General features: G+C 65.1%; 29 protein-coding genes, 1 tRNA gene and 2 riboswitches. Of the genes, 12 read left to right on the top strand and 18 right to left on the bottom strand.

Features of this window, described 5'->3' with window-relative positions; all coding sequences use genetic code 11:
- Nucleotides 1-27 precede the first annotated feature (27 nt).
- The gene (locus tag FHT02_RS13775) at nt 28-792 is read left to right on the top strand and encodes a 3'-5' exonuclease (protein ID WP_184088586.1); all 765 of its coding nucleotides are present in this window, start codon (nt 28-30) and stop codon (nt 790-792) included.
- A 44-nt stretch (nt 793-836) separates the two neighbouring features.
- Here the strand turns inward: FHT02_RS13775 and FHT02_RS13770 are convergent, their stop codons facing one another.
- The 5 genes from FHT02_RS13770 to FHT02_RS13750 are packed head-to-tail and all read right to left on the bottom strand — an operon-like array spanning nt 837 to nt 5,525.
- Nucleotides 837-1,322 (bottom strand): DUF1440 domain-containing protein, encoded by a 486-nt coding sequence (locus FHT02_RS13770; protein ID WP_184088583.1) that lies wholly within the window; start codon nt 1,320-1,322, stop codon nt 837-839.
- A gap of 59 nt (nt 1,323-1,381) precedes the next feature.
- A complete protein-coding gene (locus FHT02_RS13765) occupies nt 1,382-2,266 on the bottom strand; it encodes a TraB/GumN family protein (RefSeq protein ID WP_184088580.1) in 885 nt (294 codons plus the stop codon).
- A 48-nt stretch (nt 2,267-2,314) separates the two neighbouring features.
- Nucleotides 2,315-3,535 (bottom strand): NAD(P)/FAD-dependent oxidoreductase, encoded by a 1,221-nt coding sequence (locus tag FHT02_RS13760; protein WP_184088577.1) that lies wholly within the window; start codon nt 3,533-3,535, stop codon nt 2,315-2,317.
- The gene (gene fghA / locus FHT02_RS13755; RefSeq protein WP_281393196.1) at nt 3,532-4,371 is read right to left on the bottom strand and encodes an S-formylglutathione hydrolase; all 840 of its coding nucleotides are present in this window, start codon (nt 4,369-4,371) and stop codon (nt 3,532-3,534) included. Before fghA ends, FHT02_RS13760 begins: the two co-directional genes overlap by 4 nt.
- Before the next feature lie 41 nt (nt 4,372-4,412).
- Entirely contained in the window at nt 4,413-5,525 is a 1,113-nt protein-coding gene (locus tag FHT02_RS13750; RefSeq protein WP_184088571.1) for an S-(hydroxymethyl)glutathione dehydrogenase/class III alcohol dehydrogenase, read from the bottom strand.
- Nucleotides 5,526-5,677: 152 nt separating this feature from the next.
- Between FHT02_RS13750 and FHT02_RS13745 the strand changes: the two genes are divergently transcribed.
- Nucleotides 5,678-6,304: a hypothetical protein gene (locus FHT02_RS13745; RefSeq protein WP_184088568.1), complete on the top strand. Its 627-nt coding sequence runs from the start codon at nt 5,678-5,680 to the stop codon at nt 6,302-6,304.
- Between the two features lie 168 nt (nt 6,305-6,472).
- Here FHT02_RS13745 and FHT02_RS13740 read toward each other — a convergent pair.
- Nucleotides 6,473-6,547: transfer RNA gene (locus tag FHT02_RS13740), tRNA-Thr, on the bottom strand.
- A 92-nt stretch (nt 6,548-6,639) separates the two neighbouring features.
- Here FHT02_RS13740 and FHT02_RS13735 point away from each other — a divergent pair.
- On the top strand, nt 6,640-6,777 hold the full coding sequence (locus tag FHT02_RS13735) for a hypothetical protein (protein ID WP_184088565.1): 138 nt from the start codon (nt 6,640-6,642) through the stop codon (nt 6,775-6,777).
- A gap of 63 nt (nt 6,778-6,840) precedes the next feature.
- On the opposite strand, the gene FHT02_RS13730 is transcribed toward FHT02_RS13735, so the two are convergent.
- Together FHT02_RS13730 and FHT02_RS13725 are read right to left on the bottom strand one after the other, a co-directional pair.
- Nucleotides 6,841-8,637, bottom strand: coding sequence for an aminopeptidase P family protein (locus FHT02_RS13730; RefSeq protein WP_184088562.1), 1,797 nt, complete (start codon nt 8,635-8,637; stop codon nt 6,841-6,843).
- 41 nt (nt 8,638-8,678) lie between these two features.
- Nucleotides 8,679-9,917: a S1 family peptidase gene (locus tag FHT02_RS13725; protein WP_246352398.1), complete on the bottom strand. Its 1,239-nt coding sequence runs from the start codon at nt 9,915-9,917 to the stop codon at nt 8,679-8,681.
- 87 nt (nt 9,918-10,004) lie between these two features.
- Here FHT02_RS13725 and FHT02_RS13720 point away from each other — a divergent pair, with 87 nt between their 5' ends.
- Nucleotides 10,005-12,068 (top strand): S9 family peptidase, encoded by a 2,064-nt coding sequence (locus FHT02_RS13720; protein ID WP_184088560.1) that lies wholly within the window; start codon nt 10,005-10,007, stop codon nt 12,066-12,068.
- 100 nt (nt 12,069-12,168) lie between these two features.
- Here the strand turns inward: FHT02_RS13720 and FHT02_RS21930 are convergent, their stop codons facing one another.
- A complete protein-coding gene (locus FHT02_RS21930) occupies nt 12,169-12,303 on the bottom strand; it encodes a hypothetical protein (protein ID WP_281393195.1) in 135 nt (44 codons plus the stop codon).
- A gap of 219 nt (nt 12,304-12,522) precedes the next feature.
- Between FHT02_RS21930 and FHT02_RS13715 the strand changes: the two genes are divergently transcribed.
- Nucleotides 12,523-13,026, top strand: coding sequence for a thermonuclease family protein (locus FHT02_RS13715; RefSeq protein ID WP_184088558.1), 504 nt, complete (start codon nt 12,523-12,525; stop codon nt 13,024-13,026).
- Nucleotides 13,027-13,030: 4 nt separating this feature from the next.
- Here FHT02_RS13715 and FHT02_RS13710 read toward each other — a convergent pair whose 3' ends face one another.
- Nucleotides 13,031-13,666 carry a DUF4893 domain-containing protein gene (locus FHT02_RS13710; protein WP_184088556.1) on the bottom strand — a complete coding sequence of 212 codons (636 nt, stop codon included), beginning with the start codon at nt 13,664-13,666 and terminating at the stop codon, nt 13,031-13,033.
- 158 nt (nt 13,667-13,824) lie between these two features.
- Complete coding sequence (locus FHT02_RS13705; RefSeq protein ID WP_184088554.1) at nt 13,825-14,463, bottom strand: outer membrane protein; 639 nt, start codon at nt 14,461-14,463, stop codon at nt 13,825-13,827.
- A 471-nt stretch (nt 14,464-14,934) separates the two neighbouring features.
- On the opposite strand from FHT02_RS13705, the gene FHT02_RS13700 reads away from it, so the two are divergent.
- The 3 genes from FHT02_RS13700 (at nt 14,935) to FHT02_RS22065 (ending at nt 17,214) form a co-directional block, all read left to right on the top strand.
- A complete protein-coding gene (locus FHT02_RS13700) occupies nt 14,935-15,870 on the top strand; it encodes an IS1595 family transposase (protein WP_184088552.1) in 936 nt (311 codons plus the stop codon).
- A gap of 203 nt (nt 15,871-16,073) precedes the next feature.
- A complete protein-coding gene (locus FHT02_RS13695) occupies nt 16,074-16,685 on the top strand; it encodes a hypothetical protein (RefSeq protein ID WP_184088550.1) in 612 nt (203 codons plus the stop codon).
- A 403-nt stretch (nt 16,686-17,088) separates the two neighbouring features.
- Nucleotides 17,089-17,214, top strand: a complete 126-nt coding sequence (locus tag FHT02_RS22065) for a GIY-YIG nuclease family protein (protein WP_343056947.1) — start codon at nt 17,089-17,091, stop codon at nt 17,212-17,214.
- A 197-nt stretch (nt 17,215-17,411) separates the two neighbouring features.
- Here FHT02_RS22065 and FHT02_RS13685 read toward each other — a convergent pair whose 3' ends face one another.
- The 4 genes from FHT02_RS13685 to FHT02_RS13670 are packed head-to-tail and all read right to left on the bottom strand — an operon-like array spanning nt 17,412 to nt 19,270.
- On the bottom strand, nt 17,412-18,464 hold the full coding sequence (locus FHT02_RS13685) for a ribonucleotide-diphosphate reductase subunit beta (RefSeq protein WP_184088548.1): 1,053 nt from the start codon (nt 18,462-18,464) through the stop codon (nt 17,412-17,414).
- 19 nt (nt 18,465-18,483) lie between these two features.
- On the bottom strand, nt 18,484-18,735 hold the full coding sequence (locus tag FHT02_RS13680) for a hypothetical protein (protein ID WP_184088545.1): 252 nt from the start codon (nt 18,733-18,735) through the stop codon (nt 18,484-18,486).
- Complete coding sequence (locus FHT02_RS13675) at nt 18,732-18,950, bottom strand: hypothetical protein (protein WP_184088542.1); 219 nt, start codon at nt 18,948-18,950, stop codon at nt 18,732-18,734. The genes FHT02_RS13680 and FHT02_RS13675 overlap by 4 nt, the downstream gene beginning before the upstream one ends.
- Nucleotides 18,947-19,270: a hypothetical protein gene (locus FHT02_RS13670; RefSeq protein ID WP_184088540.1), complete on the bottom strand. Its 324-nt coding sequence runs from the start codon at nt 19,268-19,270 to the stop codon at nt 18,947-18,949. Before FHT02_RS13670 ends, FHT02_RS13675 begins: the two co-directional genes overlap by 4 nt.
- Nucleotides 19,271-19,368: 98 nt before the next feature.
- Between FHT02_RS13670 and FHT02_RS13665 the strand changes: the two genes are divergently transcribed.
- Complete coding sequence (locus FHT02_RS13665; RefSeq protein ID WP_184088536.1) at nt 19,369-19,644, top strand: DUF2171 domain-containing protein; 276 nt, start codon at nt 19,369-19,371, stop codon at nt 19,642-19,644.
- Nucleotides 19,645-20,014: 370 nt separating this feature from the next.
- Here FHT02_RS13665 and rnhA read toward each other — a convergent pair whose 3' ends face one another.
- The 3 genes from rnhA to ispH are packed head-to-tail and all read right to left on the bottom strand — an operon-like array spanning nt 20,015 to nt 22,361.
- Nucleotides 20,015-20,434 (bottom strand): ribonuclease HI, encoded by a 420-nt coding sequence (rnhA, locus tag FHT02_RS13660; RefSeq protein WP_184088760.1) that lies wholly within the window; start codon nt 20,432-20,434, stop codon nt 20,015-20,017.
- A gap of 20 nt (nt 20,435-20,454) precedes the next feature.
- Entirely contained in the window at nt 20,455-21,408 is a 954-nt protein-coding gene (thrB, locus tag FHT02_RS13655) for a homoserine kinase (RefSeq protein ID WP_184088534.1), read from the bottom strand.
- Nucleotides 21,408-22,361 (bottom strand): 4-hydroxy-3-methylbut-2-enyl diphosphate reductase, encoded by a 954-nt coding sequence (gene ispH / locus FHT02_RS13650; protein WP_184088757.1) that lies wholly within the window; start codon nt 22,359-22,361, stop codon nt 21,408-21,410. The genes thrB and ispH overlap by 1 nt, the downstream gene beginning before the upstream one ends.
- Before the next feature lie 115 nt (nt 22,362-22,476).
- On the opposite strand from ispH, the gene FHT02_RS13645 reads away from it, so the two are divergent.
- From FHT02_RS13645 to gcvH, 3 genes are all read left to right on the top strand, one after another.
- On the top strand, nt 22,477-23,115 hold the full coding sequence (locus tag FHT02_RS13645; protein WP_184088532.1) for a hypothetical protein: 639 nt from the start codon (nt 22,477-22,479) through the stop codon (nt 23,113-23,115).
- A 62-nt stretch (nt 23,116-23,177) separates the two neighbouring features.
- A riboswitch (glycine riboswitch) is annotated at nt 23,178-23,315 on the top strand.
- A 1-nt stretch (nt 23,316) separates the two neighbouring features.
- A riboswitch (glycine riboswitch) is annotated at nt 23,317-23,406 on the top strand.
- A 67-nt stretch (nt 23,407-23,473) separates the two neighbouring features.
- Nucleotides 23,474-24,637, top strand: a complete 1,164-nt coding sequence (gene gcvT / locus FHT02_RS13640; protein WP_184088531.1) for a glycine cleavage system aminomethyltransferase GcvT — start codon at nt 23,474-23,476, stop codon at nt 24,635-24,637.
- Between the two features lie 3 nt (nt 24,638-24,640).
- Nucleotides 24,641-25,012, top strand: a complete 372-nt coding sequence (gene gcvH, locus FHT02_RS13635; RefSeq protein ID WP_184088529.1) for a glycine cleavage system protein GcvH — start codon at nt 24,641-24,643, stop codon at nt 25,010-25,012.
- The last annotated feature ends 113 nt before the right edge of the window (nt 25,013-25,125 follow it).

Here is a 25,125-nt window from a genome sequence, read left to right as displayed (position 1 = left end):
TCGGCGCCAAGGCCCCACATCCGCCGTATGGCTCCGCCACCTCCCCAGATCATCCGCGTCATCGACCTCGAAACCACCGGCCAGGCTCCTCCCACGCATGGCGTGTGCGAGATCGGCTGGCAGGATGTCGTACTGGGGTCGGACGGGCGCTGGGAGCTGCAAGGGGAGGGCGGGCACCGGCTGGTCAATCCAGGCCGCCAAATCCCGCCGCTGACCATGGCGGTGCACCATATCCGAAACGAGGATGTCGCCGATGCGCCATACTGGCACGATGTCGCGCGACCGATCCTCGACCCCTGGCCGCGGCGGGTCGCGCTGGCAGCGCATCGGTCGGACTTCGAGGAGCAATATTGCACCGCCGCGCTCACCCGCGGGGCCGACTGGATCTGCACCTGGAAGTGCTCGATGCGGCTGTGGCCGGGCTCGCCCGGCTTCTCCAACCAGATGCTGCGCTACTGGCGGATGCCCGACGGGCTGGAGCATGAGCGCGGCCTTCCGGCGCACCGCGCCTTCCCCGACGCCTATGTCACCGCGCATCATCTGCGCGACATGCTCAACGAAGTCGGCGTCGAGCAGCTGATCCAGTGGTCCAAGGAGCCCGGCCTGTTGCCGCGCGTGCGCTACGGCCCCGACCGCGGCAAGGAATGGCACGAGATCAGCGAGGAGTCGCTCGCGGGCTTCCTTACCGACCGTGACGTCGATGTCCGTCATACAGCCGAGCAGGAATATTTCAGGCGCACCGGCGGCGGCGCAGTGACGCGCCGGGTGACGAGGCAACCGGAACTGTTCTGACACCCTCCCGGAGTAATTTCCGGGGCCGTTAAGCTATACCGCGCTCAGCCCCGCCCGGCGATCAGCGCGCGCACGGACTCCAGCACCCAGCCATAGACCATGTGCGACGCGGTCCCATACATGTGGGTGACCAGAGAGGTCTCGGTCGGCGCAGGCGCCAGCCCTGCGGCAGGCACCGCGCCTTCGTCCAGCAGCGCCGAGGTGGCGATGCCATAAGCGGTGCCGAAGCCTGCGCTCGCCTCCGGCTTGTACTCGGCCAGCACACCATAAATGCCGCCCAAAACGCCGCCGACCAGATAATGCACCGCTTGCCCGGCCTGCTCGCGATACGGCTCGGGCACGGGCTCGCCGACAATGACTTCGCTGGCGGCGTCTGCGGCCTTCACCGTCGACGGATCATCGTCGCTCCCGCCTTGATCCGGCAGCAGCTTTTGCGCCTGCCCCTGGAATGCTGCCATCGCCGCGGACGCGACCAGCCCCGCCGCCACGCCTGCGGCCAGCCCAACAAGCGGTCTTGGAGTCTTGGCCATGCTGATGCTCCGACAAGTGAACGATCCGAACGCCCGTCATGGCCGCCGGGTCCGCAGGATCAGTAATTGATCCGCGTGGCGATCAGCTTACGCCTGGCGAGCTGCGCCTGAACGCTGTCGGTGCCGGCCAGATGCCCCGCGCCCACCGCCAGGAACACCGTGCCGGGCTGAGCCATACGCTTCTGGATCCAATCGGCCCAATGGACATTGCGCTCGGTGAGCAGGATTCGGGCGACCTCTGGCGTGTCGCGCAGTTCGTCGTTCATGGTCCGGCCCAACGTCTCGGGATCACCGGCCGACCAGGTCTTGATCATCGCGCCGAGGATCTCGCCAGTCTTGCTATAGTCGTCGAGGGTCGAGACCAGGAACTTCACCTGCAACGGCTCAGGCATCGTGTCGAAATAGCCGAGCTGCTGCTCGATGGTTTCCAACCCCAGCACCGGCTTGTTCGCTGCGATGGCAGCGGCAGTCAGCACCTTGTCGGCGCCGCTGTTGGGATCATAGCCGAGCTTGGGAAGCCCCGCGACGCTCAGCGTGATCGCCGCCATCCACGGATCGAACCGGTCGAGCGCCGCGGCGGGAATGCCGAGATCGGCCATCGCCGCGGCATAGGCCTGGCGCTTGTCTGCCGGCAGCTTCTCGGTAAGCGTCGGCCCAACAGGGTTGACGGCAATTCGTTGCACCAGTTGCTGGGTGGTCGCCTGGTCTGGCTCGACCATCTCGACGACCAGCTGGTCGCTCTTGTCGAACGCAGCCTTCACCGCTTCGTCGAACCAGCTCAGCCCCGGCTTCAGCACATGCACCGTGCCGAACAGATAGATGGTAGTGTCCGCGTCCTTCACCACCCACAAGGCGGGGTCGGAGTCAGTGACGGTCTGGGCATGGACGGTCGGTGCCACCGACAGCGCCAATGCGGCAAATGCGCGCGGCAGGAATTTCAGCATGTCTCTCCACTCGGGAAGCGTGGGTAGAGGCTATCAGGTCCGCCGGGGTTAAGCGAGGTCCTTGAGCGGTCGGCTCGCGTCAGCAAGCGCGGTGGGATCGGCGGCGATACCTTCGACCACCAGCTTGCGGCCCTGAACATAGTCCTTGACCGCGTTGACGCAGTCGAGCGCGATCACTCGGCCTTCGCGCAGATACACGACCGAAAAGCTGCGCGCTGCCGGATCACCGCGCATGATCGCCGCGTCATGGCCCGCCGACAGGCCGACCGTCTGGAGCTTCAGGTCATATTGGTTCGACCAGAACCACGGCACGGCGTCGTAATCCGCGTCCAGGCCAAGGATCGCCTTGGCGGCGACGCTTGCCTGGTCATTGGCGTTCTGCACCGACTCGAGCCGGGTGCACGCGCCCTCGGCGTACCGATTGGCGTGCAGCGCGCAATCGCCGACCGCGAAGATGTCCGGTAGCGACGTGCGGCATTGCGCGTCGACCAGCACGCCGTTGCCGCCCTGCGCGCCCGCAGCGAGCAGCGGTTCGACCGCCGGGATGATGCCGATCCCGACGATCGCCATGCCGGCGGGCACGACGCTGCCGTCGGACAAGCGGACCCCGGTCACACGGTTGGCACCTTCGATGCAGTCGACTTGCGCGTCGAGGCGGAGGTCGACGCCATGCGCGCGGTGCTCGTCCTCGAAAAAGCGCGACAGCGGTTCGCCGGCGACACGGGCGAGCACGCGATCCTGCGCCTCCACCAACGTCACCTGTTGGTCCAGCTTGCTCAGCGCCGCCGCCGCTTCCAGGCCGATATAGCCGCCGCCAATCACCACCACGCGCGTCACGTGGGGCAGTTCGCCGAGCAAGCGGTCGACATCGGCCCGGTTACGCACGGTATGCACGCCGGCCAGATCGCCACCCGCGCAGCTTAACCGCCGGGCATGCCCGCCCGTCGCCCAGATCAGGCTGCCATAGTTTATCGCTTCCCCCGCAGCGGTGGCGACGCGGTGCCCGCCGGGATCTACCGTCACTACCTTCTGCCCGAGCAGCATGATGACGTTCCGCTCTTCCCAGAACGCTGGCTGGCGGATCAGCAGCCGCTCCCACGGCTTGTCGCCGGCTAGATACTCCTTGGAGAGCGGCGGCCGTTCATAGGGCAGTTCCGGTTCCTCGCCGATCAGCGCCAGCGTGCCAGTGAAGCCGTTCTGCCGTAGCGCGATCGCCGCCTGCGCGCCGCCATGGCCGGCGCCGACGATCAGCACGTCATAGTGCGTCATGCCTTCAGCCGCTCCGCGTGCCAGGCGACATGATCGGTCATGAAGGTCGAGATGAAGTAATAACTATGGTCATAGCCTGGCTGGCGCCGCAGCGTCAGCGGGATTCCGGCCGCTGCGCAGGCCGCTTCGAGCAACTCGGGCCGCAGCTGCTCGGCCATGAACTGGTCGGCATCGCCGATATCGACCAGCAATTCGTCCACGCGTGCCCCGCTTCCGATCAGCGCGCAGGCGTCATATCGCGCCCAGGCGGCGCGATCCTGGCCGAGATAACCGCCCAGCGCCTTCTCGCCCCACGGCACCAGCGCCGGCGCGACGATCGGCGCGAACGCCGACACGCTGCGGAAGCGCGCCGGATTACGCAGGGCGATGGTGAGCGCGCCATGCCCGCCCATCGAATGGCCGGTGATGCCTTGCCGATCCATGTCGGCCGGGAATTCCGCGGCGACCAGCGCTGATAGTTCCTCCTCGATATAGGACCGCATCGCGAAGTGCGCCGCCCAGGGCGCTTGGGTCGCGTCGACATAGAAGCCGGCACCCTGGCCGAAGTCATAGGCGTCGTCATCGGCAACGCCTTCGCCCCGCGGCGAGGTGCCCGGCGCTACGAAGATCACCCCGTGCTCGGCGCACGCCCGGCGATACTCGCCCTTGTCGGTGACGTTAGCGTGGGTGCAGGTGAGACCCGACAGATACCACAGCACCGGCAGCCTGGCACCTTCGGCATGCGGCGGCACATAGACCGAAAAGGTCATGGGCGTGCCGGTGGCGCGGCTTTCATGCCGATACACGCCCTGCACGCCGCCATGGGCCTGATTGGTGCTGAGTGTTTCCATCGCCATCGCTCCTCTTCGATCCTCTTCCCGGCAGGTAGAAGCGAATGTCAGTACACCACCACGCTGCGGATGCTTTCGCCGGCGTGCATCAGGTCGAAGCCCTTGTTGATCTCTTCCAGGCTCAACACGTGCGTGATCATCGGGTCGATCTCGATCTTGCCGTTCATGTACCAGTCGACGATCTTGGGAACGTCGGTGCGGCCCTTTGCCCCGCCGAATGCCGTGCCGCGCCAGTTGCGCCCGGTGACCAACTGGAAGGGGCGCGTGGCGATCTCCTTGCCCGCTTCCGCCACGCCGATGATGATGCTGGTGCCCCAGCCACGATGGCAGGCCTCCAGCGCGGTGCGCATCACCTCAGTGTTGCCGGTGCAGTCAAAGGTGAAGTCCGCGCCGCCATCGGTCAGCGCCAGGATCTCGGCGATGACATCCTCGCGCGACTTGCCCTTGCCGTTGATGAAGTCGGTCATGCCGAAGCGGCGGCCCCATTCCTCGCGGTCGGGGTTGATGTCGACGCCGATGATCTTGCTCGCGCCGGCAAGTCTGGCGCCCTGGAGCACGTTGAGCCCGATGCCGCCCAGCCCGAACACGACGGTGTTGTCGCCCACCTGCACCTTGGCGGTGTTCACCACTGCGCCGACGCCCGTGGTGACGCCGCAGCCAATATAGCAGCTGGTCTTGAACGGCGCGTCCTGGCGGATCTTGGCCACCGCGATCTCGGGCAGCACGGTGAAGTTCGAGAAGGTCGAGCAGCCCATATAGTGATAGATCGGCTGGCCCTTGTAGCTGAAGCGCGTGGTGCCATCGGGCATCAGCCCCTTGCCCTGGGTGGCCCGGATCGCGGTGCACAGATTGGTCTTGCCGCTCAGGCACGACTTACACTGGCGGCATTCGGGGGTGTAGAGCGGGATGACGTGATCGCCAGGCGTGACACTGTTGACGCCCGCGCCGACTTCGCGGACGATGCCGGCGCCTTCATGCCCGAGCACGCTGGGGAACAGCCCTTCCGAATCGAAGCCGTCGAGCGTGTAGGCGTCGGTGTGGCAGATGCCGGTCGCCATGATCTCGACCAGCACTTCGCCGGCCTTGGGGCCTTCCAGGTCCAGCTCAACGATCTCCAGGGGCTTCTTCGCTTCGAACGCGACAGCGGCGCGGGTCTTCATGCAAACGGTCCTTAGTTCCGGGAATGTTTGGCTAATCGGGCAAGGCGCGGCGGCATGCAAGGCGCAAGCCTGCGCCTCCCCCTGGACCCTGCCGCGATGGCATCGAACGGAACTGCTTTCCAATCGCCGGCCGGCCCGGCTAGCGTGTCGCCATGCCGTTGCCAGCACTGACGCTCTTCGCCCTTTTCCTGGCCTTGCCACTTCAGGAGAGCGATCCTCCCGAAGCCGATCCCGCGCAGGTTTCCGAAGTCGACGCGATCAACTGCCGCCTGAACGTGCCCAGCTATACCGGCTTCGCGATGTCGTTGGGCGGCAAGGACGGCATCGCCCGAAAGCGCGGCTGGAAGCAGGTCGGATCGGGTGACGGGTTCCTGCTCGAATATCAGCTGCCGGCGCCGATCACGGTCGCGGGTCATCGCACGCAGCGCGTGGCCTTTTCCGGTGACTCGATCCTGGCGATCCTGGATGTGCCCGATCCGGCGGTGCTCGCCGGTCCCGAGCAGATCACCAACGACTTCGACATTGAGCCGATGATCGCCGAGCTCGTCGCCTCGGGCAAGGCGACCCGCGCCCAGATCGAGGCGGAGTTCAAGTTCCGCAAGTTTGGCGGCGAACGCATCCTGAAGGAAGAAACCGAAGCGGCGGGTGAGGGGGAATCGTTTGGCAGCCACATGATGGTTGCGCGCACCATCACCAACGCGGCGACCCACCCGGGCAAGACCCTGTATGGCTGCGCCTATCGGATGGAGGTGCTGGACAAGGACGGGGCACCGCTATGATGCGGAGGAAAAGGGGAGCGAACTCCTGACGATCTGGAGCTCGACAGGGTGATGCAGCCGCCATCTGAGCGATGCGTGGGAGCGGTTCGGCATGGCCGTGCCTACGCGCTGATAACGCTGATCCGCCCGATCGGGTGGATCGTTACCATTTCGACCTGAAGGGGAAAATGGTGCTGCCGGTGAGGATTGAACTCACGACCTCAGCCTTACCAAGGATGCGCTCTACCACTGAGCTACGGCAGCACTCGCCGGCCTGACTGGCCGGGTGGAGGGCGCCTATGTGCTTGGGCGCGCCTGATTGTCAATCGGAAGTTTTACGGTTTATCGCTGAAACCATGACCGACACCGAAAAGAAGGCCCGCCTAGCCGCCGCGCTGCGCCAGAATCTGCGCAAGCGCAAAGCGCAGGCGCGCGAGCAGATGAGCGAAGCGGAACCGCAGCGCCTGCCGAACCCGGACACTGGCGCCGGCTGACCTCCAAACCTTAGCCGCAAACCAGATCCGTTTTCCGGTATCAACCTCCCGACGCTGCCGCCGTCAGTGGATCGGCGCGCACTTCTTTTCGAGCCACTCGCGCGCACCCCCCTCAAGCAGCGGCCCGATCAGCGTCAGCACGCGCGCATGATAGGCATCGAGCCATGCCAGCTCCCCGGGGGCCAGCAATGCCGGCTCGATCAGCGTCCGTTCGATCGGCACGAAGGTCAGCGTCTCGAAGCCGAGCATGCGCTGCTCGGCGCCCGGAATCTCGCGATCGACGATCAGCACCAGGTTTTCGATGCGGATGCCGAATTCGCCTGCCTTGTAATAGCCCGGCTCGTTGGACAGCATCATGCCTGCGCGCAGCGGCTCCAGGCTCTGGCCGCCGGGGTAATTGGGCTGGGCGATCCGCTGCGGTCCTTCATGCACCGACAGATAGGCGCCGACGCCATGGCCGACGCCGTGGCCGAAATCGAGGCCCACTTCCCACAGTGGCCGCCGGGCGAAGCTGTCGAGCTGCGCGCCGACCGTTCCGTCGGGGAATATCGCGGTGTCGATGGCGATATGGCCCTTCAGCACACGGGTGAAGCGGTCGCGCATCTCTGCGGTCGGCTCGCCCACCGGCATGACCCGAGTGATGTCGGTGGTGCCGTCGGCATATTGCCCGCCCGAATCGATCAGATAGAGTTGCCCCGGCTCGATCTTCAGGTTCGACTCTTCGGTGACCTTGTAGTGCGGCAGCGCGCCGTTCGGCCCTGTCGCGGAGATCGTTTCGAAGCTCAGGTCCTTGAGCAGCCCGGTCTCTTCGCGAAACGCCTGGAGCTTCGCCGCGGCGGACAGCTCGGTCAGTTCGCCGCCCGGCGCGGTCTCTTCGAACCACCGGAGGAATCGCACCATCGCGGCGCCGTCGCGCGCCTGTGCCGCCTGGTGGCCCGCGATTTCGGCGGGGTTCTTGATCGCCTTTGCCAGCACCACCGGATCGCGCACGCTCAGTATCTTGGCGCCGCCCGCGTCGAGCGCGTCGAAGATCGCCGACACTGCCCGCTCGGGGTCGGTTGCCACGCGCTTGCCGCTCAGCGCCCCCAGCGCCGGCGCAAACGCCGCACGGTCCTGGATGCGGATCGCGTTGCCCAGATGCTGGCGCACCGCGTCGGGAACCTTGTTGGCCTCGACGAACAGGTCGCCGGTGCCGTCGGCATGAACGATGGCGTAGGCGAGCGCGACGGGAGTATGCGACACGTCGCCGCCGCGGATGTTGAACGCCCAGGCGATCGAGTCCAGCGCGGACAGTACCACCGCGTCCGCGCGGCGCTCCCCCAGCCACTCGGCGATCTCGGCACGCTTGGCCGCCGACGATTTGCCCGCCGCCTCATCGTCCTGCACCGAAAGCAGGGCGTCGGACGGCAAGGGACGGTCGCCCCAGACGCTGTCGATTGGATTGCGCTGCACCGCGACCAGCTCGGCGCCGCGCTCGGCCAATGCCTTGCGCACTTCCTCGACCCAGGCGCGGGTGTGCAGCCAGGGATCATAGCCGATCCGCCCGCCCTGTGGCGCATGCGCCTCCAACCAGGCGGCGATGCTGGTCGCCGGCACGCCGACATACTCCCATTCGCTCGCCGAGACCTGCTGGCGCACCTGGATCGTGTAGCGCCCATCGGTGAAGATCGCCGCCTTCTCCGCCAGCACCACCGCGCTGCCCGCCGATCCTTGGAACCCCGTCAGCCAAGCGAGACGCTGGGCGTATTCGCCGACATATTCGGACATATGCTCGTCGGTGAGCGGTACCACGAATCCGTCGAGACCATCCTGCGCAAGCTGGTCGCGAAGGGCGCGGAGGCGGTCGGCATAGCTGGACATCAGGCAGGTTCCACAAGTCAGACTGGTGCCGGCACCCCGGCTCAGCGCGTATGTGGCAGATTGGGCCTTGGCGGGACAAGGGCGGGCTCGGTAACCAGCGACCAGCCTGCGGGCAAATAATCCAGGGACATGTAGAAGTAGAACGCGCAGGAGCCGTCCTTGCGGTAGCTCGCGCCCTTGACGATCCCATAAGCGGTCGTGCCGCTGAACACAGGCCCGCCGCTGTCGCCCCCCTTGCAGGTAGGCCCCGCCACCGCCACCCAGGTCGGCAGGCATGCGCCTCCGCACAGGTCGCCCGCGGGCGCGAAATCGACCAGCTCGACTTCGGCGCAACTATACCCGCTGCTCTCGCCACGATGGCAGATAAAATCCCCGGCGCGCGTGCTCGGCCGGCTCACCTGGCGCTCCACCGGCCGCTCCACGGTGCGGGCGGTGTCAGAATAAATCAGCGGCCGCTCGGGCGCCGCGCCGGCAAAGATCTGCACGTCGTGATAGCCCCAGCCCCATTGCCCGACAAAGCTGAGCGGCAGCGTGCTTCGGTCCGGGGCATAATAGGTCATGTCGTCCAGGCAGTGCGCCGCGGTGGTGATGCCGCTGCGGGTCGCGTCGCGGACGGGGAAGCCGGTGGTGCAGCGATAGCGCTTGCCGTTCGCCGGATCGATCCCGTCCACGCGTGATCCGCCATGCAGCCCCAGATTGCGGTCGATACGGTCCATCACCCGCACCTGCACCGGTACGCCGGTCAGCGCCGACAATTTGGCGTCGAGTGCGCCTGCGCCCCCCTCCTGCGCGGTAACCACGTTGCCCGCGATCACCACCAGCTCGCCGGTGCGCGGATCGAGCCCCATCGAGGGCGGGGAGGGCAAAGCGGCGCGGATCGCCGCCTGGTGATAGGTGATCGCCCACACCACGCGTTCGCGGCTCGCCTTGGCGCCGGTACGGAAGGTGACCGGCACGGTCATGCCGCCCGCACGGATGCGCCGCTCGGGAACCGCCTCGCTGCCGGTCAGATATACGATGATGCGGTAATCGGGCCGGTGCTGGATCGATATGCCGGCCAGTCGGGCGCGATACTGGTCCGCGATCGCGTCGGTGACCGGGATGCTGTCGGCCTGCGCATGCAGCCGCCGCAACGCCTCGTCCTGCGCCACGCCGTACAAGCGGGCATATTCGCCGGCATCCTGCGCCAGTGCTTGCGCGCGCGTCTGCACCTGCGCGGCCGCCGCTCCGGCACTCACCATCAAGAACGCGGCAAGCGCCGCCGCCACACGCTTCAGCAATGCACACCCATGCCCACGATGTAAGGCGCCGCCTGCCCCTGCGCCAGCGTTCGACAGCAGCCCTCTTGCTGAAGTAAGGCCGCTTGCATGAACGACTTTCCCAAGCCGCCCGTCGCCCAGACTCGCCCCCACAGCTTCACGCGTCACGGCGTCACGCATGAGGATCCCTGGGCCTGGCTCAAGGACCCGAACTACCCCGACGTTACCGACAAGGACGTGCTGGCCTATCTGGAGGAAGAGAACCAGTATTTCGATGCGGTGATGGCGCCGCTCAAGCCGCTCAGCGAGCGGTTGTTCCAAGAGATGCGTGCCCGCATCAAGGAAGACGAATCCACCGTGCCGCAAAGGGACGGCGACTGGATCTATTGGACCGATTTTGAGACCGGCGGCGAATATCCGCGCTGGTGGCGCAAGCCGGTTGCGGGCGGCGACGACCAACTGATCCTGGACGAGCCCGCGCTGGCGGAAGGCAAGGAATATTTTCGCCTAGGCGCGCTCAGCGTCAGCCCCGATGGCCGCTACTTGGCTTATGCGATCGATGACAATGGCTCCGAGCGGTTCGAAGTGCGCGTCAAGGACCTCGGCACCGGCGATCTTCTTCCCGACACCATCCCCGGCATGCTTTCGGAGATCGTGTGGACCGCTGACTCCGCGGGCTTCCTCTACGGCCTTGCCAACGAAAACTGGCGCACCGACAATGCCCACTGGCACAAGCTGGGCGAGCCGATCGAGCAGGACGTCGAACTCTTCCGCGAGGCCGATGAAGGGTATCGCGTGGCCGTCGGCGAAGTCAGCTCGCGCAAATGGCTGACCATCGCCACGGGCGATCATGTCACCAGCGAGATCTACCTGCTCCCCGCCGACAATCCCGCCGCCACGCCGATCCTCATCGCCCCGCGCAAGCCCGGACGCGAATATGACGTCGACGAGCATGACGGCACGCTGTTCATCCACACCAACGACACTGATCCGCAGTTCCGCCTGGTCACCGCGTCGATGGACAATCCCGGCGAATGGACCGAGCGGATCGCGCCGTCGCCGCACTTTTACATGACCGGCGTCACCTGCTTCGCCGACTTCTTCATTGTGGAAGGGCGTGAGGATGGCCTCGATCAAGTCGAACTCCATCATTACGACGCCAGCATTGCCCCGACGCGCCTGAACTTCCCGGAGGCGAGCTATGTCGCGGGCCTGGGCGACAATCCCGAATATGGCGTGGAAAAGCTGCGTCTGGGTTATGAGTCGATGGTCACGCCCGGCACGGTGCAGGACTATGACGTCGCTACCGGCGAACTCGAAACGCTGAAGGTTCAGGAGATCCCGTCGGGCTACGACGCATCGAAGTACCGCACCGAACGCCTCCACATCGCGGCGCGCGACGGGACGCAGGTTCCGGTCTCGGTCGTCTATCCCGCCGATTTCCCGCGTGACGGCACGGGCAAGCTCTATCTCTACTCCTACGGCGCCTATGGCCATGCCGTGGCGCCGGGCTTTTCCACCAGCCGCATGTCGTTCCTCGACCGCGGCATTGCTTTCGCCATCGCCCATATCCGCGGCGGCGACGATCTGGGCCAGCAATGGTATCATGACGGCAAGCTGGAAAAGCGCACCAACACCTTCAACGACTTTGTCGACGTGGCAAAGGGGCTGATCGAACTCGGCTTCACGGCCCCGGGTCAGATCGCCATTGCCGGTCGCTCTGCCGGCGGCGAGTTGATGGGCGCGGTGGTCAATGCCGACCCCGAATTGTGGGGCGCGGTGATCGCCGACGTGCCGTTTGTCGACGTGCTCAACACCATGCTTGACGAGAGCCTGCCGCTCACCCCGGGCGAATGGCCCGAATGGGGTAACCCGGTGGAGGATCCGAAAGCGTTCGAGCTGATCCGCTCCTACAGCCCATATGACAATGTGAAGCCGCAGGCCTATCCGCCGATATTCATTTCCGGCGGCCTCAACGATCCGCGCGTGACGTATTGGGAGCCCGCAAAATGGGCCGCCCGCCTTCGTGCGACCAAGACCGACGATAACATCCTGCTGCTCAAGACCAACATGGGTGCCGGTCATGGCGGCAAGTCGGGCCGCTGGGAAAGCCTGAAGGAATATGCCGACGAAATCGCCTTCATCCTCTGGCAGCTGGGGGTGGAGGGCTAACACCAAGCCCCGTGCCGACGGCAGGTAGGTTGGGGGCTTCAGCCAGCCGCCAAGAGCTCCGTCAGCCCGGCCTCAGGCCGGGCTGACGAGGGCATCTCGGCTAGGGGGCGTCCGTTTCGCGCACCACCAGCACGGTCTGCCGGCAACATTGGTGGCAGAAGGCGAAGTCGAACACCGCGCTGAGAACCCAGGTCTGGGCCGGAATGTCCCATTCGGCCCATGCCTCGCGAGTCACTGCAGTTCCGCCGCAATGTTCGCACCCATGTTCGACCCGAGGAGCATCGCCTTCTGCCATGCGCGACTGTAGCGTGCAGCAGGTCCGATTTGGCGCAGAATGTGTCCGAAACGGATATAACGCCACGTCGCTCCGATCCCGCGCCGATTGTCCGCCGACGCCGCCGATCCGGAGCGGCTGTCCATCTCTTGCTAACAAAGCCGCCGCTACAGCCCGGCCATGCGTTCTCAGTTTGCGTACCGCCGCGGGCGTTCCCGCCCGAAATCCCGTTTCCACCGCAGCCTGCTGGTCCTGCTCGGCGCCGCCGCAGCCAGCGTTGCCGCCGCCAGTTGGGAGGCGACGTTCGGCCCGCCCATCGCCGAAGCTGCAAAGCCAGTCGCTATGCATTTCGGCCTGTGCCACCGCGGCGGCGGCACCAATTGCGTGGTCGATGGCGACAGCTTCTGGATCCAAGGCGAGAAGGTGCGCGTCGCCGACATCGACGCGCCTGAGACGCATCCCCCGCGCTGCCGCGAGGAAGCGCGCCTCGGCAACGCCGCCACCCGGCGGCTTCAAGCGCTGCTCAACGAAGGCCCCGTCACCCTCGCGACGGAGGGGCGCGACACCGACCGCTATGGCCGCAAGCTGCGTGTCGTGATGCGCGACGGCCGATCGCTAGGGGATCAGTTGGTCGACGAAGGCTTGGCTCGTCCCTGGGAAGGCCGGCGACGCCCCTGGTGCTAGCCTTTCACCCGCGGGGCTGCTGCTCGGGTGGTACCGGCGTCAGCTCGTATAGTTCGAATTGCCCGGGCGCGGCGCCGGCCACTGCCATGCGCCAGCGGAAATTGCCCACCCGCTCCACCACGCCCACCACATCGGCGGCTTGGTTCGTGCCATAAGCCAGCGCATTTTCCCCCGCGCGGCGCTGCTTGGCGCCCAGAAAGACGTAGCGGTCGCCATCGGGATACAAATAGCCCGCGGTCGGCGCGGTGCCGGTCTGCTTCACGAAGCCAAGTCCGTCGGATTCGCCGCTGACGTGACAGAAATCGGGCTTGCCCTTGCGGATCGCCGCCCTGGCGACACGCAGCGCGCGGCAGTGATAGGCGCCAGGCGGAAGCGTGGCATGGTCTAGCGCGACGCTGGGATCGAGCAGGGGAGCCTGGGCCTGGCGCTGCCGCGTGGGCACCTTCGCGCCGAAACCGGCAAGCCGCTGGGGCAATGTTTCGAGCGTGAGGCGATCGTTGTCCGCGATCGTCGTGCGCCAGGTGACGGGAGGCTCGACTTCCTCGACGGTGGCGATCGTCGCCGGCCGCTTGTGTCCCGCGCATGCGGAGAGCCCGGCGATCAGAGGAAGGAGCAGAAGAAAGCCGTTACGCCGTACCATGAGCCACCTTGCAGCTGCACCGGCGAGAAAGCTGCCGAATGCGTTACCAAAAGGTGAAGGGCGCGGGTTAACGAAGCGTAAAGATGTCGCCCAGCCGAGTGGCTGATGCGATGAGACGCGGGCGGCGTTGCCGCTGCCCGCGTCCCGTCAATCCAGCATCAGAAGTGTGCGATCACACCTGCAAGCGGCTGGAAGCTGTTGAAGTCCTTGCCGAAGCTGTTCAGCTCGAGACGGAAGCGGATGCCGGAGTTGCCGGTGATGCCGCCCAGGCCGATGTCCTTCGGGCCGACTTCCACGCCCAGACCGGCGGTGATGTCGTGGAAGTCACGGCTGTCGTCGCCCAGACGGTCGAAATTGACCCACTGATAGCCAGCCTTGGCGTAGATCATGCCGCTGTCGCCCAGACGGACGCCTGCACGGCCGGCAACGCCATATTCCCAATCGATCGCGCCCGAGAAGCCCTTGGTCACGTTGCCTTCGGCACCGACGAACACGGGGCCCAGCGGAACGTTCACGCCCAGCACGCCCTGCACGATGCCGCCGTCATAGTCCTGGCCGTTCGACGACGCCGGGATGCCGGCGGGGATCTTGTGATCGTCAAACTGTTCCCAGCCGCCCATCACGCCGAAATACGGCTCGATGCCGAAAGCAGGCGTACCGTCCGGCGCGGAATCGGTGACGGTGGTGTCGGCGGTGGTGGTGGCCGTCGTGTCAGTGGCGGTGGTGCCATAGTCCTGAGCGAAAGCGGCAGTCGGCAGGACGGCGGCAACGGCCGCGGCAACAAGCAGGGAACGCATGATAGAAAACCTCTTACGCAGAATAAAAATGACCGGCACCGCAGGCCCCGATACGCCGGGCTCAGGGCGATGCCGGTGCGGGCAGAAGCGATAAGTTAGGGTTTTGTTGCACTGCGGCTAGAGCGAAATCGCGAAAGCGCGCCGAACTGTTGCTCAAATGCCACGCTGCTTTCGGGCCAGAAAATGGCGGAAAACCGGCGTTTGCGCCTCCGGGTTGGCGGAAGGTCCACCAACTCCCACAGGGTGTGACGGGTTCGAACCGTACGTTACAAATCCGTGACATTTTCTGTCGCGCTCGCCTTAATTGCTGCGGGCGCAAAAAAATCGTGCGGAGCATGGAACTCGCGAGCGTGGGGGCGCCCGATCCCGCCCGAGTACCTTCAAGACGTGCCGGTACTAGGACGCGTCACCCCGGCCTTGTGCGGGACTTATATACTTGACGTACTAGCGTACCTGCGCTAGTTCGAATGTATGAATATCACCGGCCCCATCTACAGCGACGCGAACAAGGCCCGCGAGCACCTTGAAGCCCTCCACTGGCCGCAGGGTCCGATGTGCCCGCATTGCGGTTGCATGGGGAACATCAAGAAGCTCGCGGGCAAGTCCACGCGCCCCGGCGTCCACAAGTGCAACGACTGCGAAAAGCCGTTCACGGTGACGGTCGGCACGATCATGGAGGACAGCAAGATCCCCTTGAACAAGTGGCTGATGGCGTTTGCCCTGATGAGCAGCAGCAAGAAGGGTATTTCGGCCCATCAACTGCACCGCTCGCTCGGCATCACGTACAAGTCGGCGTGGTTCCTCGCTCACCGCATCCGCGAAGCGATGAAGTCGGACGATATCACCCCGCTTGGCGGCGCAGGTAAGACCGTCGAAGTCGATGAAACCTTCATCGGCGGCAAGGAGAAGAACCGCCACAAGAGCATGCGCGCCAATCGCAACATGGGCGCGAGCTGGGGTAAGGAAACGGTGTTCTCGCTAGTGGAGCGCGACGGCCGCGTTCGCTCCATGCATGTTGCCAGTGTCACCGCCGCGAACCTTCGCCCTATCATGATCGAGCAGATCAACGCCGCCTCGATGCTCTGCACCGACGATGCAGGACAGTACCGCCACATGGGCCGCGATTTCTCGCATGAAGTCGTGAACCACGGTTCCGATGAGTATGTGCGCGGGAAGGCCCATACGAACACCGTGGAGGGCTATTTCTCCATCCTGAAGCGCGGCATCATCGGCTGCTACTTCCATGTCAGCCCCGCCCATTTGCACCGCTACCTCGCGGAATTCGACTTCCGCTACAGCAACCGTTCGGGTGTTGGCGTGAACGATGCCGAGCGCACCGAACTCGCGATCAAGGGCGCTCGCGGGCGTCGCTTGGCCTACAGGCAACCTGATACGCTCGCTGCCTAAAATCCACGAAGCGCCGCGCCAGATCGGCACGAAGCGCAAGCGTTACTTTCGGTGAGACTCCTTCGATCGCTTGAGGATATCCTCATTGCTGATCGGGGGAGTCGCCAGCGCGCGACGAAGCAGATCGTCTCGTCGCTGGTCACTTTCGTATTGGCGGTCTCTCTCGTGCGTCATACCCGCCTCATTACACGTCTGGACGCTCTATGAACACCGACCGCAGCTGGCGACCCATAATCTTCGTTGAGGAGCCTCCCGAAGAACGGGACGCCGCTCGCCATTTGATGCTCCACATTCTCATGTTGGATTCTCATGAAAGCAGCTTCCGAGACGCTGTGCGGCTGCTTGAACACGTCGAGACCCTGCTATCCAAGGCCGATTCCGCGCGAGACGATGTACTAACGATTTCATCTTGGGGAACAATCGCAGCAAACCATGCTTCCATAACCATCGCCAACTTTCGCGACACGATCTCTGCGATTGCCAGCGCTGCGGGCCAATGCGCTTCGCTCAAGGATCGCATTGACATGAAATCGCTTGGCTTGATGGTGGAGAGGCTCGCTACAGCTTTCCCTAACCATAAAGAAAGCCGCGACGGCTTTGCCCATTCCGCTGATAAGATGTTCAGTCCAGAGAAAATAGCAAAAAACCAAGGAGAGCACGAGACGTTCTTCCACAATCATCTTGAAGGGCGTCGACTCAGCTACATGATAGATGGCAAAATAGCGACGCTAGACCTTACAGAGGAAAGCCTTTCCATGCTCACATCTATCAAGGACGATGTCTACGAAGCTTTTCGGAAAGTGTCCGTGCGGTAGCCTCCAAGTCGAACTTACCGTCAATGACCCAGCATCGGGGCTCTAGCTCGTCAATATAGGCAACGGGATACCCAGGGGCAGGGCATAGAGCCCCCGCGATCATCTCGGGCGTAATCTCAATTTCTAGCGCCGGCCTGTCGGTATCCTCGTTACCAGCTTTTGTGCGGTACGTCACGTATATAACTCCCGCCTTGTGCCGGGGTTGACCATCCTCAGGCTGTGCAGCCGATGACCGCAGACACGCCCTGCGTTTACATCCTCCCAGCGGCTATAACGGCGCGCTGTATGCCGCCGTGACCTCGAACCTGCCCGCGCGCATGATCCAGCATCGCGAAGGCGGGTTCGACGGGCGCACCAGAAGTACGGGATCAAACGTCTAGTATATTACGATACTGGAGAGAGCATGGCGGGAGCATTTGCGCGCGGAAAGCAGCTCAAACGGTACCGCCGCAAATGGAAGCGCAATCTGATCGAACGGCAGAATCTGGCGTGGAACGACCTGGCGGTGGGGCTAGGTCCCCGCCATTAGGTGCATCGCCCAGTAGCAATGTGGACCCCGGCACAAGGCCCGGATGACCTGTTTGTAAAGTTCCGCAGTACCAATCTGCCTCACCTCCCCTGTTTGTGAAGGCTGAAGACGCTTGTCCTCCTCGCGCGCAATCCACGGCGGTTTTGCGCGTAGGGGCGTCTCAGCCCGACCAGGTCAGAGCAGCATTGGCGTCGCGACTACTCCGCCGCGACTCCGGCGGTCGAGAACATGTCGCCCTCGCTGGCATCCTCGTTCGCCACCGGCGCCGCCTTGACCTTCTGGCGCTTATCGAACGAATCCCACACTTCGTTCCACTGGCCGCGCGTCGCGCCCTTGGAATATTCGGTCGCGCGCTGCTCGAAGAAATTGGCATGCTCCACGCCATTCAACAGCGGGGTGAGCCAGGGCAGGGGATGCTCGTCGATCATGTAGATCGGCTTCATGCCCAGCTGGCCCAGCCGCCAGTCGGCGATGTAGCGGATGTACTTCTTGATGTCCTTGGGCGTCATGCCCGTCACCGGGCCCTGCTCGAACGCCAGGTCGATGAACGCATCTTCCAGCCGCACGGTGGTTTGGCACTGGTCGGCGATGTCGTCCTTCACTGCCTTGGTCAGGCAGTTGCGCTCGGCGCAGAAGGCATGGAACAGCCGGATGATCCCTTCGCAGTGCAGGCTCTCGTCGCGCACCGACCAGCTGACGATCTGGCCCATGCCCTTCATCTTGTTGAAGCGCGGGAAGTTCATCAGCATCGCGAAGCTGGCGAACAGCTGCACGCCTTCGGTGAAGCCGCCGAACATCGCCAGGGTGCGGGCGATATCCTCATCGGTATCGACGCCGAACTTCTGCAGATAGTCGTGCTTGTCCTTCATCTCGGCATATTCGAGGAACATGCCATATTCGCTCTCGGGCATGCCGATCGTGTCGAGCAGGTGGCTGTACGCCGCGATATGCACCGTCTCCATGTTGGAGAAGGCGGCGAGCATCATCTTGATCTCGGTCGGCTTGAACACCCGGCCATATTTCTCGTGGTAGCAATCCTGCACTTCCACGTCCGCCTGGGTGAAGAAGCGGAAGATCTGGGTCAGCAGGTTGCGCTCATGGTCGGACAGCTTCTGCGCCCAGTCGCGGCAATCCTCGCCCAGCGGCACTTCCTCGGGCAGCCAGTGGACCTGCTGCTGGCGCTTCCAATATTCGAACGCCCAAGGGTATTCGAAGGGCTTGTAGGTCTTGCGGGCTTCGAGAAGCGGCATGGGGTTACTCCGGGATGAACTAGAATTGGATGGGGGTAATGCTTTCGACCGGGATCAGTCCGAAAGCGAAGGAAGCAAGGACGAGGAATATGATCGGGCCGCCGATCATCAAGGCGCGTCCGAAGCGCGCCAACTGATCGGATGCCGAGACGCGTATGCCGGTGGGCCATTCGGACTGCGGGCGTGTTGACAGCCGGAGCATCCACCTTCCGAGCAGGAAATCGCCGACGCCCAGGGTTGCGCCGACGACCAGGAGAATGACCGCGCTCACGCCGCGCCCGCCAAGGTCGCGACCGCCGCGAAACCGCCCAGGAACAGCCCGAGCGCGAGCAGCATCATGCCGCCGATGCGCAGCGCATAGGCCGCCGCTTCCGTATCGGCCAAGCGCAGCGCTTCACGCGCTAGCGCCGGCTTCACCATCGTTGCTAGCCCCGTCGCGCCGGCGGCGCCGCCGATGCCTGCCATCAGGATCAGGCTGCGGGTCATCGGTGGTCGATCACGGTGCCGCGGTCGCGCACCACGCGGGTGCGGTACACGACCTTCTTGCCGCGCCACGCGCCGACGCCGAAGAACCAGATGCCCAGAAAATAGCCGAAGTCGTACCACCCGCCATTGTTCGGCACGGCATAGACCGCGACGTCGGGCATGAAGAGGCTCAGCGCCCAGGCGATGGGAAAGATGAAGCCGTGCCAGATGCCGAACACCAGCCCCGGTGCGTCGGCCTGTACTGCGCTCGGCGCCTGGCGTGCGCATGCCGCGAGCAGGGCAAGCAGGCTCAGCGTGGCTGCGGTACGAAGCGTCTTCATGCCCCTATCCCTCCGTATGAGTGACGAAGCCTGCGCGACCCTGCATCGTTTCGCTGCCGCGCGCGTTCAGTGCGCGAACCAACCACGGGAGACCTCAAATGGCCGACGCAACTGCAATCCGCGAACATATGGAAGTCATCGGCGCCGATGGCGTCCATGTCGGCACCGTCGACAAGGTCGAAGGCGACCGCATCAAGCTCACCAAGAAGGACTCGGGCGCGCAGATCGAGGGCGCCGAACAGTCGCATGAAGGGCATCACCACTTCATCTCGCTCGGCCTCGTCGCCGATGTCGAGGGTGACCAAGTCCGCCTCTCGGCCAATGCCGATGTCGCGGTGACGTTTGAGGAAGAAGAAGGCGGGCAGCCGCTCTGAAGCCATGTGCCCTCCCCCCTTGCGGGGGAGGGCCCTGCTTGCCGGACGCTGTCTTTCCGCCAACGGAAAGTCGCCGTGCGGCGGCAAGTCGAATGAACCTGTTTCCATCGAGACCTCCCTCCGCAACAAGCCCGGCAAGGCTGTTTGCCTGAAAGTCAGCCTAGCTGATTCGGACGATCCTTGCCACTGCCAAAGCAATCAGCCGTCGGAGTGGATTAGGAGATATCCACAATATCTTGGGTTCTGGCCGGGCGCCGCAACCAGATGTCGCGGTGCGCTACGGCGTCGAGCACCAGACGGTCTTTCCGGAAGTAAGCCAAACTTTTCGCCGCCGGCCATCAGGCAGGGCCCAGCAGCTAGCGCGCGATGCCTATCGCTGCGCGATCGCGGCGTCGCTGGCCAGCTTGTCGGCGCGCTCGTTGCCGGGGTGCCCGGCATGCCCCTTCACCCACACCCATTCCACGCGGTGCGGCTCCGCAGCGGCGAGCAGTTCCTGCCACAGCTCGGCGTTCTTGACCGGCTTCTTGTCGGCGGTCCGCCAGCCATTCTTCAGCCAGCCGTGGATCCACTTGGTCAGCCCGTCCATCACATAGCGGCTGTCGGTCGACAGCGTCACGCGGCACGGGCGCTTGAGCGCCTTCAGCCCCTGGATCGCCGCCATCAACTCCATGCGGTTGTTGGTGGTGTGCGGCTCGCCGCCTGACAATTCCTTCTCGGTATCGCCCATGCGCAGCAACACGCCCCAGCCGCCCTTGCCGGGGTTGCCCTTGCACGCGCCGTCGGTGAACATTTCCACATGCGATAATTCGGTCACGCGAACAGCGATCCTTGGTTCTTGTAGGTTTGGAGCCGCCGCCAATAGGCCAGCGGATCCTTGCGCGTCACCAGCGCGTCGGCGGGCGTGTTCAGCCAATCCCAGGCGCGCGACAGCAGGAAGCGGATGCATGCGCCCTCGCACAGCGCCTGAAACGCCGCGCGCTCTTCTCCGGTCAGCTGAATCGATTGCTGATAGCCGTCGATCAGCGCCTGGCCGATCGCCCAGTCGCCGTGCGTGCCGGTCGCGTCGAAGCTCCACGCCGTGTGCATGATCGCGAGGTCGAACGCGCGGCTGTCGGTGCAGGCGAAGTAGAAGTCGATCAGCCCGCTCACGGCGTCGCCACGCATCAGCACATTGTCGGGGAACAGATCGGCATGGATCGTGCTGCGGGGCAGGGCAGGGTCCCAGGCTGCGAGCACACGGTCGAGCTCCTCCGCCAGCGTGTCGTGCAGCCCAGGCTCGACCGCGTCCAGGCCCCGCCCGCACCGCTCGAACAACGGGCGCCACTGATCGGCGCCCATCGAATTCGCCCGGACCTCAGGGAAATCCTCCGCCGCCCGGTGCAGCTGGCCCAGCGAAACGCCTGCTGCCCGTGCCTGCGCCCGCGTCGGCTGCGACAGCGACACGCCGGGCAGGAACTCGATCAGGCACGCCGGCCGCCCTTCGAGCGCGCGGATCGCCACGCCGTCGCTGCCACGGATGGCGCGCGGAACCGGCAAGCCCGCTGCGGCGAGATGATCGAGCAATGCCATGAAATAGGGCAGGTCGCCCGCCGCGACTCGTTTCTCATACAATGTCAGGATGAAGCGGCCTGCGGTGGTATCGACCAGATAATTGGTGTTCTCGACGCCCTCGGCGATGCCCTTGGCCGATACCAGCTCCCCTACGGCATAGCCCTGAAGGAATGCGGACAGGCTTTCGGTGGAAACGAGCGTGTAGACGGCCATCAGGCCGCTTCGAGGCCGCGGGGCAGCTTGAAGGTGACGTTTTCCTCGACCGTCTCGACTTCGCGTTCGCGCACGTCGAACCGCTCGGACAGCTTCTCGACCAGCTCGCGCACCAGCAGCTCGGGGGCCGACGCCCCTGCGCTGACGCCCAGCGCGCCCACGCCCTCAAGCCACGCCCAATCGAGATCCTCGGCACGCGGGATCAGATAGGCGGTGGTGCCCTGGCGCTCGGCAACTTCGACCAGCCGCAGCGAGTTGGACGAGTTCTTGCCGCCGATCACCAGCATCAGGTCGACCGACGATGCGATCGCTTTCACGGCGCCCTGGCGATTGGTGGTGGCATAGCAGATGTCGTTCGGCCCTGGCGCCAGGATCGCGGGAAAACGCCGCTGCAATACCTCCAGCGTCGCCGCGGTATCGTCCACCGACAGCGTCGTCTGCGTCAGGAAGGCCAGGTTGCTCGCATCGGCGATCTGGATCCGTTCGGCGTCCTCCGGCGTCTCGATCAGCGTCATCGCGCCCTCGGGCACCTGGCCGAAGGTGCCGATCACTTCGGGATGCCCCTTGTGGCCGATGAACAGGATGTGCCGCCCCGCCGCGACCAGCCGCTCGGCCTGGCGGTGGACCTTGGAGACCAGCGGGCAGGTCGCGTCCAGATAGGACAGGCCGCGCTCGGCCGCCTTGGCCGGCACCGCCTTGGGCACACCGTGCGCGGAAAACACCACCGGCACGCCGTCGGGCACCTGGTCGAGCTCCTCGACGAAGATCGCGCCTTGCGCCTTCAACGTATCCACCACGAACTTGTTGTGGACGATCTCATGCCGGACATAGACCGGCGCGCCGTATTTCTCGATCGCCAGTTCGACGATCCGGATCGCGCGGTCGACGCCGGCGCAGAAGCCGCGCGGCGCGGCGATCAGCAGTTCAAGGGCGGGTTTCGCGGCCTGGTCCATCACGCCTCGCGCTCTACGCGATTGCTTGCGCGGGCGAAAGGCGGTTCCTATGGTGCCGGCCGTTTCCGGACCGCCTCCAGTCGCGGCCCGTGTGTTTGTGAAAGGTGTTCCGCCCGTGTTGCTCGCCAAGCTCGCCGTTCCTGCCCTTGTCCTGCTTGCCGCAGGCGGCTGCGCCCGCACCGGTGAAATCACCGCCGGCGGCATCTCCGCGGTGCGCTCGGCCTGCCCGCGCGTCGGCGTCACCGCGGGCACCGGCGACATCACCTTGTTCAACCCGCCCGCCAGCCGCGAAGCTTCGGCGATCGACGTCACTGCGACGTTGACCAATCTCCAGTCGACCTGCCTCGATTCGACCGACCCGATCAACACGGTCGTCACCTTCGACGTGCTCGCCCGCCGTGCCCAGCCAGGGCCCGCCCGCGACGTCACGCTGCCTTATTACCTCGCGATGGTGCGCGGCGGCTCGTCGGTGGTAGCCAAGACGGTCGGCCAGGTCACCGTGCACTTCGCCGAAGGCCAGATCCGGGCCCAGGCGCGCGGTCAGGCGACTGGATCGGTGTCGAAGGCGGCCGCCACCCTGTCCGACGATGTCCGTAAGAAGCTGACCGAGCGCCGCAAGGCCGGCGACGAAGCCGCTGCGATGGACCCGCTCTCGACCCCCGAAGTCCGCGACGCCGTTCTCGCCGCCACGTTCGAGGCGCTGGTCGGCTTTCAGCTGACCCAGGACCAGCTTAAGTACAACGCGACGCGCTAAGCCCGATTGACTCGCGCCCGCGGCCCCGCCAAGGCTCGAACGTCGATGCCGGGCGACCGGCATGGGCACGCGCGGGAGAGTAGGGGCGGGACCTCGGATCGTAGCTGGCTTGCCAGCGGTTCGATCTGAGCAACAAAAACCCCTCGCCGAAGGAGCAACCGCCCCGGAATCTCTCAGGCACCGAGGACCGCGCGCGCACGACACTCTGGAAAGCGCCGCTTCAGCAGCGGCCACCGAAGGGGTAAGCGGGCCTATTGGCGCGTGAAAGCTCTCAGGTCCCGTGACAGAGGGGGCGATGGAACCGGCGCACCGCAGGCGCGCGTTCCGTCGTCGATCCACTGCGCCGGAACCGTGTTTGATGAGCCAGGACGTGCAAGAACCCGAAGCCGAAGCGCTCGTGCCGGAGCTGCTGCCGCTCGTCGCATGGCACCGCGCCCGCGGTGGACGCATGGTCCCGTTCGCCGGCTACGAGATGCCCGTTCAGTATGAAGGCATCATGGCCGAGCACCTCTGGACTCGCGAACATGCCGGGTTGTTCGACGTCAGCCATATGGGCCAGCTGCTCTTTTCGGGCGCCGACGTGGACGCCCAGCTCGAAACCCTGCTTCCCGGCGACATCAAGGGGCTGACGGCGGGCCGCATGCGCTATTCGCTGCTGCTCGCCGACAATGGCGGCATCCATGACGACCTGATGGTCACGCGTCTCGGCGGCGACAACGCGTTCGAGATCGATGCCGGCGCCTTCTACATGGTCGTCAACGGCGCGACCAAGTGGGACGATCTTGGCGTATTCCGTGAAGCGCTCCCTGACGAAGTCGTCATCAACCATCTCGACGAGCAGGCGCTACTCGCGCTGCAAGGCCCTGAAGCGGTGACCGCGCTCGAGCGCGTGGTTCCGGGCGTGGCATCGCTGGTCTTCATGACCGCCGCCGCGTTCGAATGGCAGGGCAACCCGCTCTGGGTCAGCCGCTCGGGCTATACCGGCGAGGACGGTTTCGAAATCTCGGTCCCCGGTGACGCCGCCGAGGCCTTTGCCGAAGCGCTCTGCGCACAGAGCGAAGTCAAGCCGATCGGCCTGGGCGCCCGCGATTCGCTCCGCCTTGAGGCTGGCCTGCCGCTCTACGGCCACGACCTCGATCTCGACACCAATCCCGTCGCTGCCGATCTCGGCTTCGCGCTGTCCAAGCGCCGCCGCGAGGAAGGCGGCTTCCCCGGCGCCGAGGCGATCCTCGCCGACCGCGCCAACGGTTCCGCCACCAAGCGCGTCGGCCTGATTGTCGAGGGCCGCCAGCCGGTTCGCGAAGGCGCCACCGTGGTCGACGACAGCGGCGCGCAGATCGGCACCGTCACCAGCGGCGGTTTCGCCCCGTCGGTGCAGAAGCCGATCGCCATGGCCTATGTCCCGGCCGCGCTCGCCACCCCCGGCACCCGCGTGACGCTGAGCCAGCGCGGCAAGACCCATATCGCGGAGGTCACTTCGATGCCCTTCGTCCCCCACCGCTATGTCCGCAAGGGAGCCTGAGACATGAGCCGCTACTTCACCCAAGACCATGAATGGATCCAGGTCGACGGCGACACCGCCACCGTCGGCATCACCACCTATGCGCAGAGCCAGCTCGGCGACATCGTGTTCGTGGAAACCCCCGACGCCGGCAAGACCGTCGCCAAGGGTGACGACGCCGCAGTCGTGGAATCGGTCAAGGCCGCCTCGGACGTCTATGCGCCCGCCAGCGGTACCGTGGTCGAAGGCAACCCCGCGCTCGCCGACAACCCTGCGCTGGTCAACGAAGACCCCGAAGGCGAAGGCTGGTTCTTCAAGCTGACCCTGTCGAACGCGGCAGAGGTCGAAGCACTGATGGACGAAGCAGCCTACAAGGACTTCGTCGCCGGGCTCTAAGCTGAACTGCTCCCCTCCCTGCAAGGGAGGGGCTGGGGGTGGGTCGCGAGCGCAGCGAGCGCCTGCCGCACCCCCAAAGAGCGACGCCGGAGGCATCGAGCCTCCGCCGCCGC

This window comes from Sphingomonas xinjiangensis (genome assembly GCF_014199255.1).
Classification (GTDB): Bacteria; Pseudomonadota; Alphaproteobacteria; order Sphingomonadales; family Sphingomonadaceae; genus Sphingomonas; species Sphingomonas xinjiangensis.
Note: the sequence above shows the minus strand (reverse complement) of the source record. Positions and strands in the feature narration are given on the sequence as shown.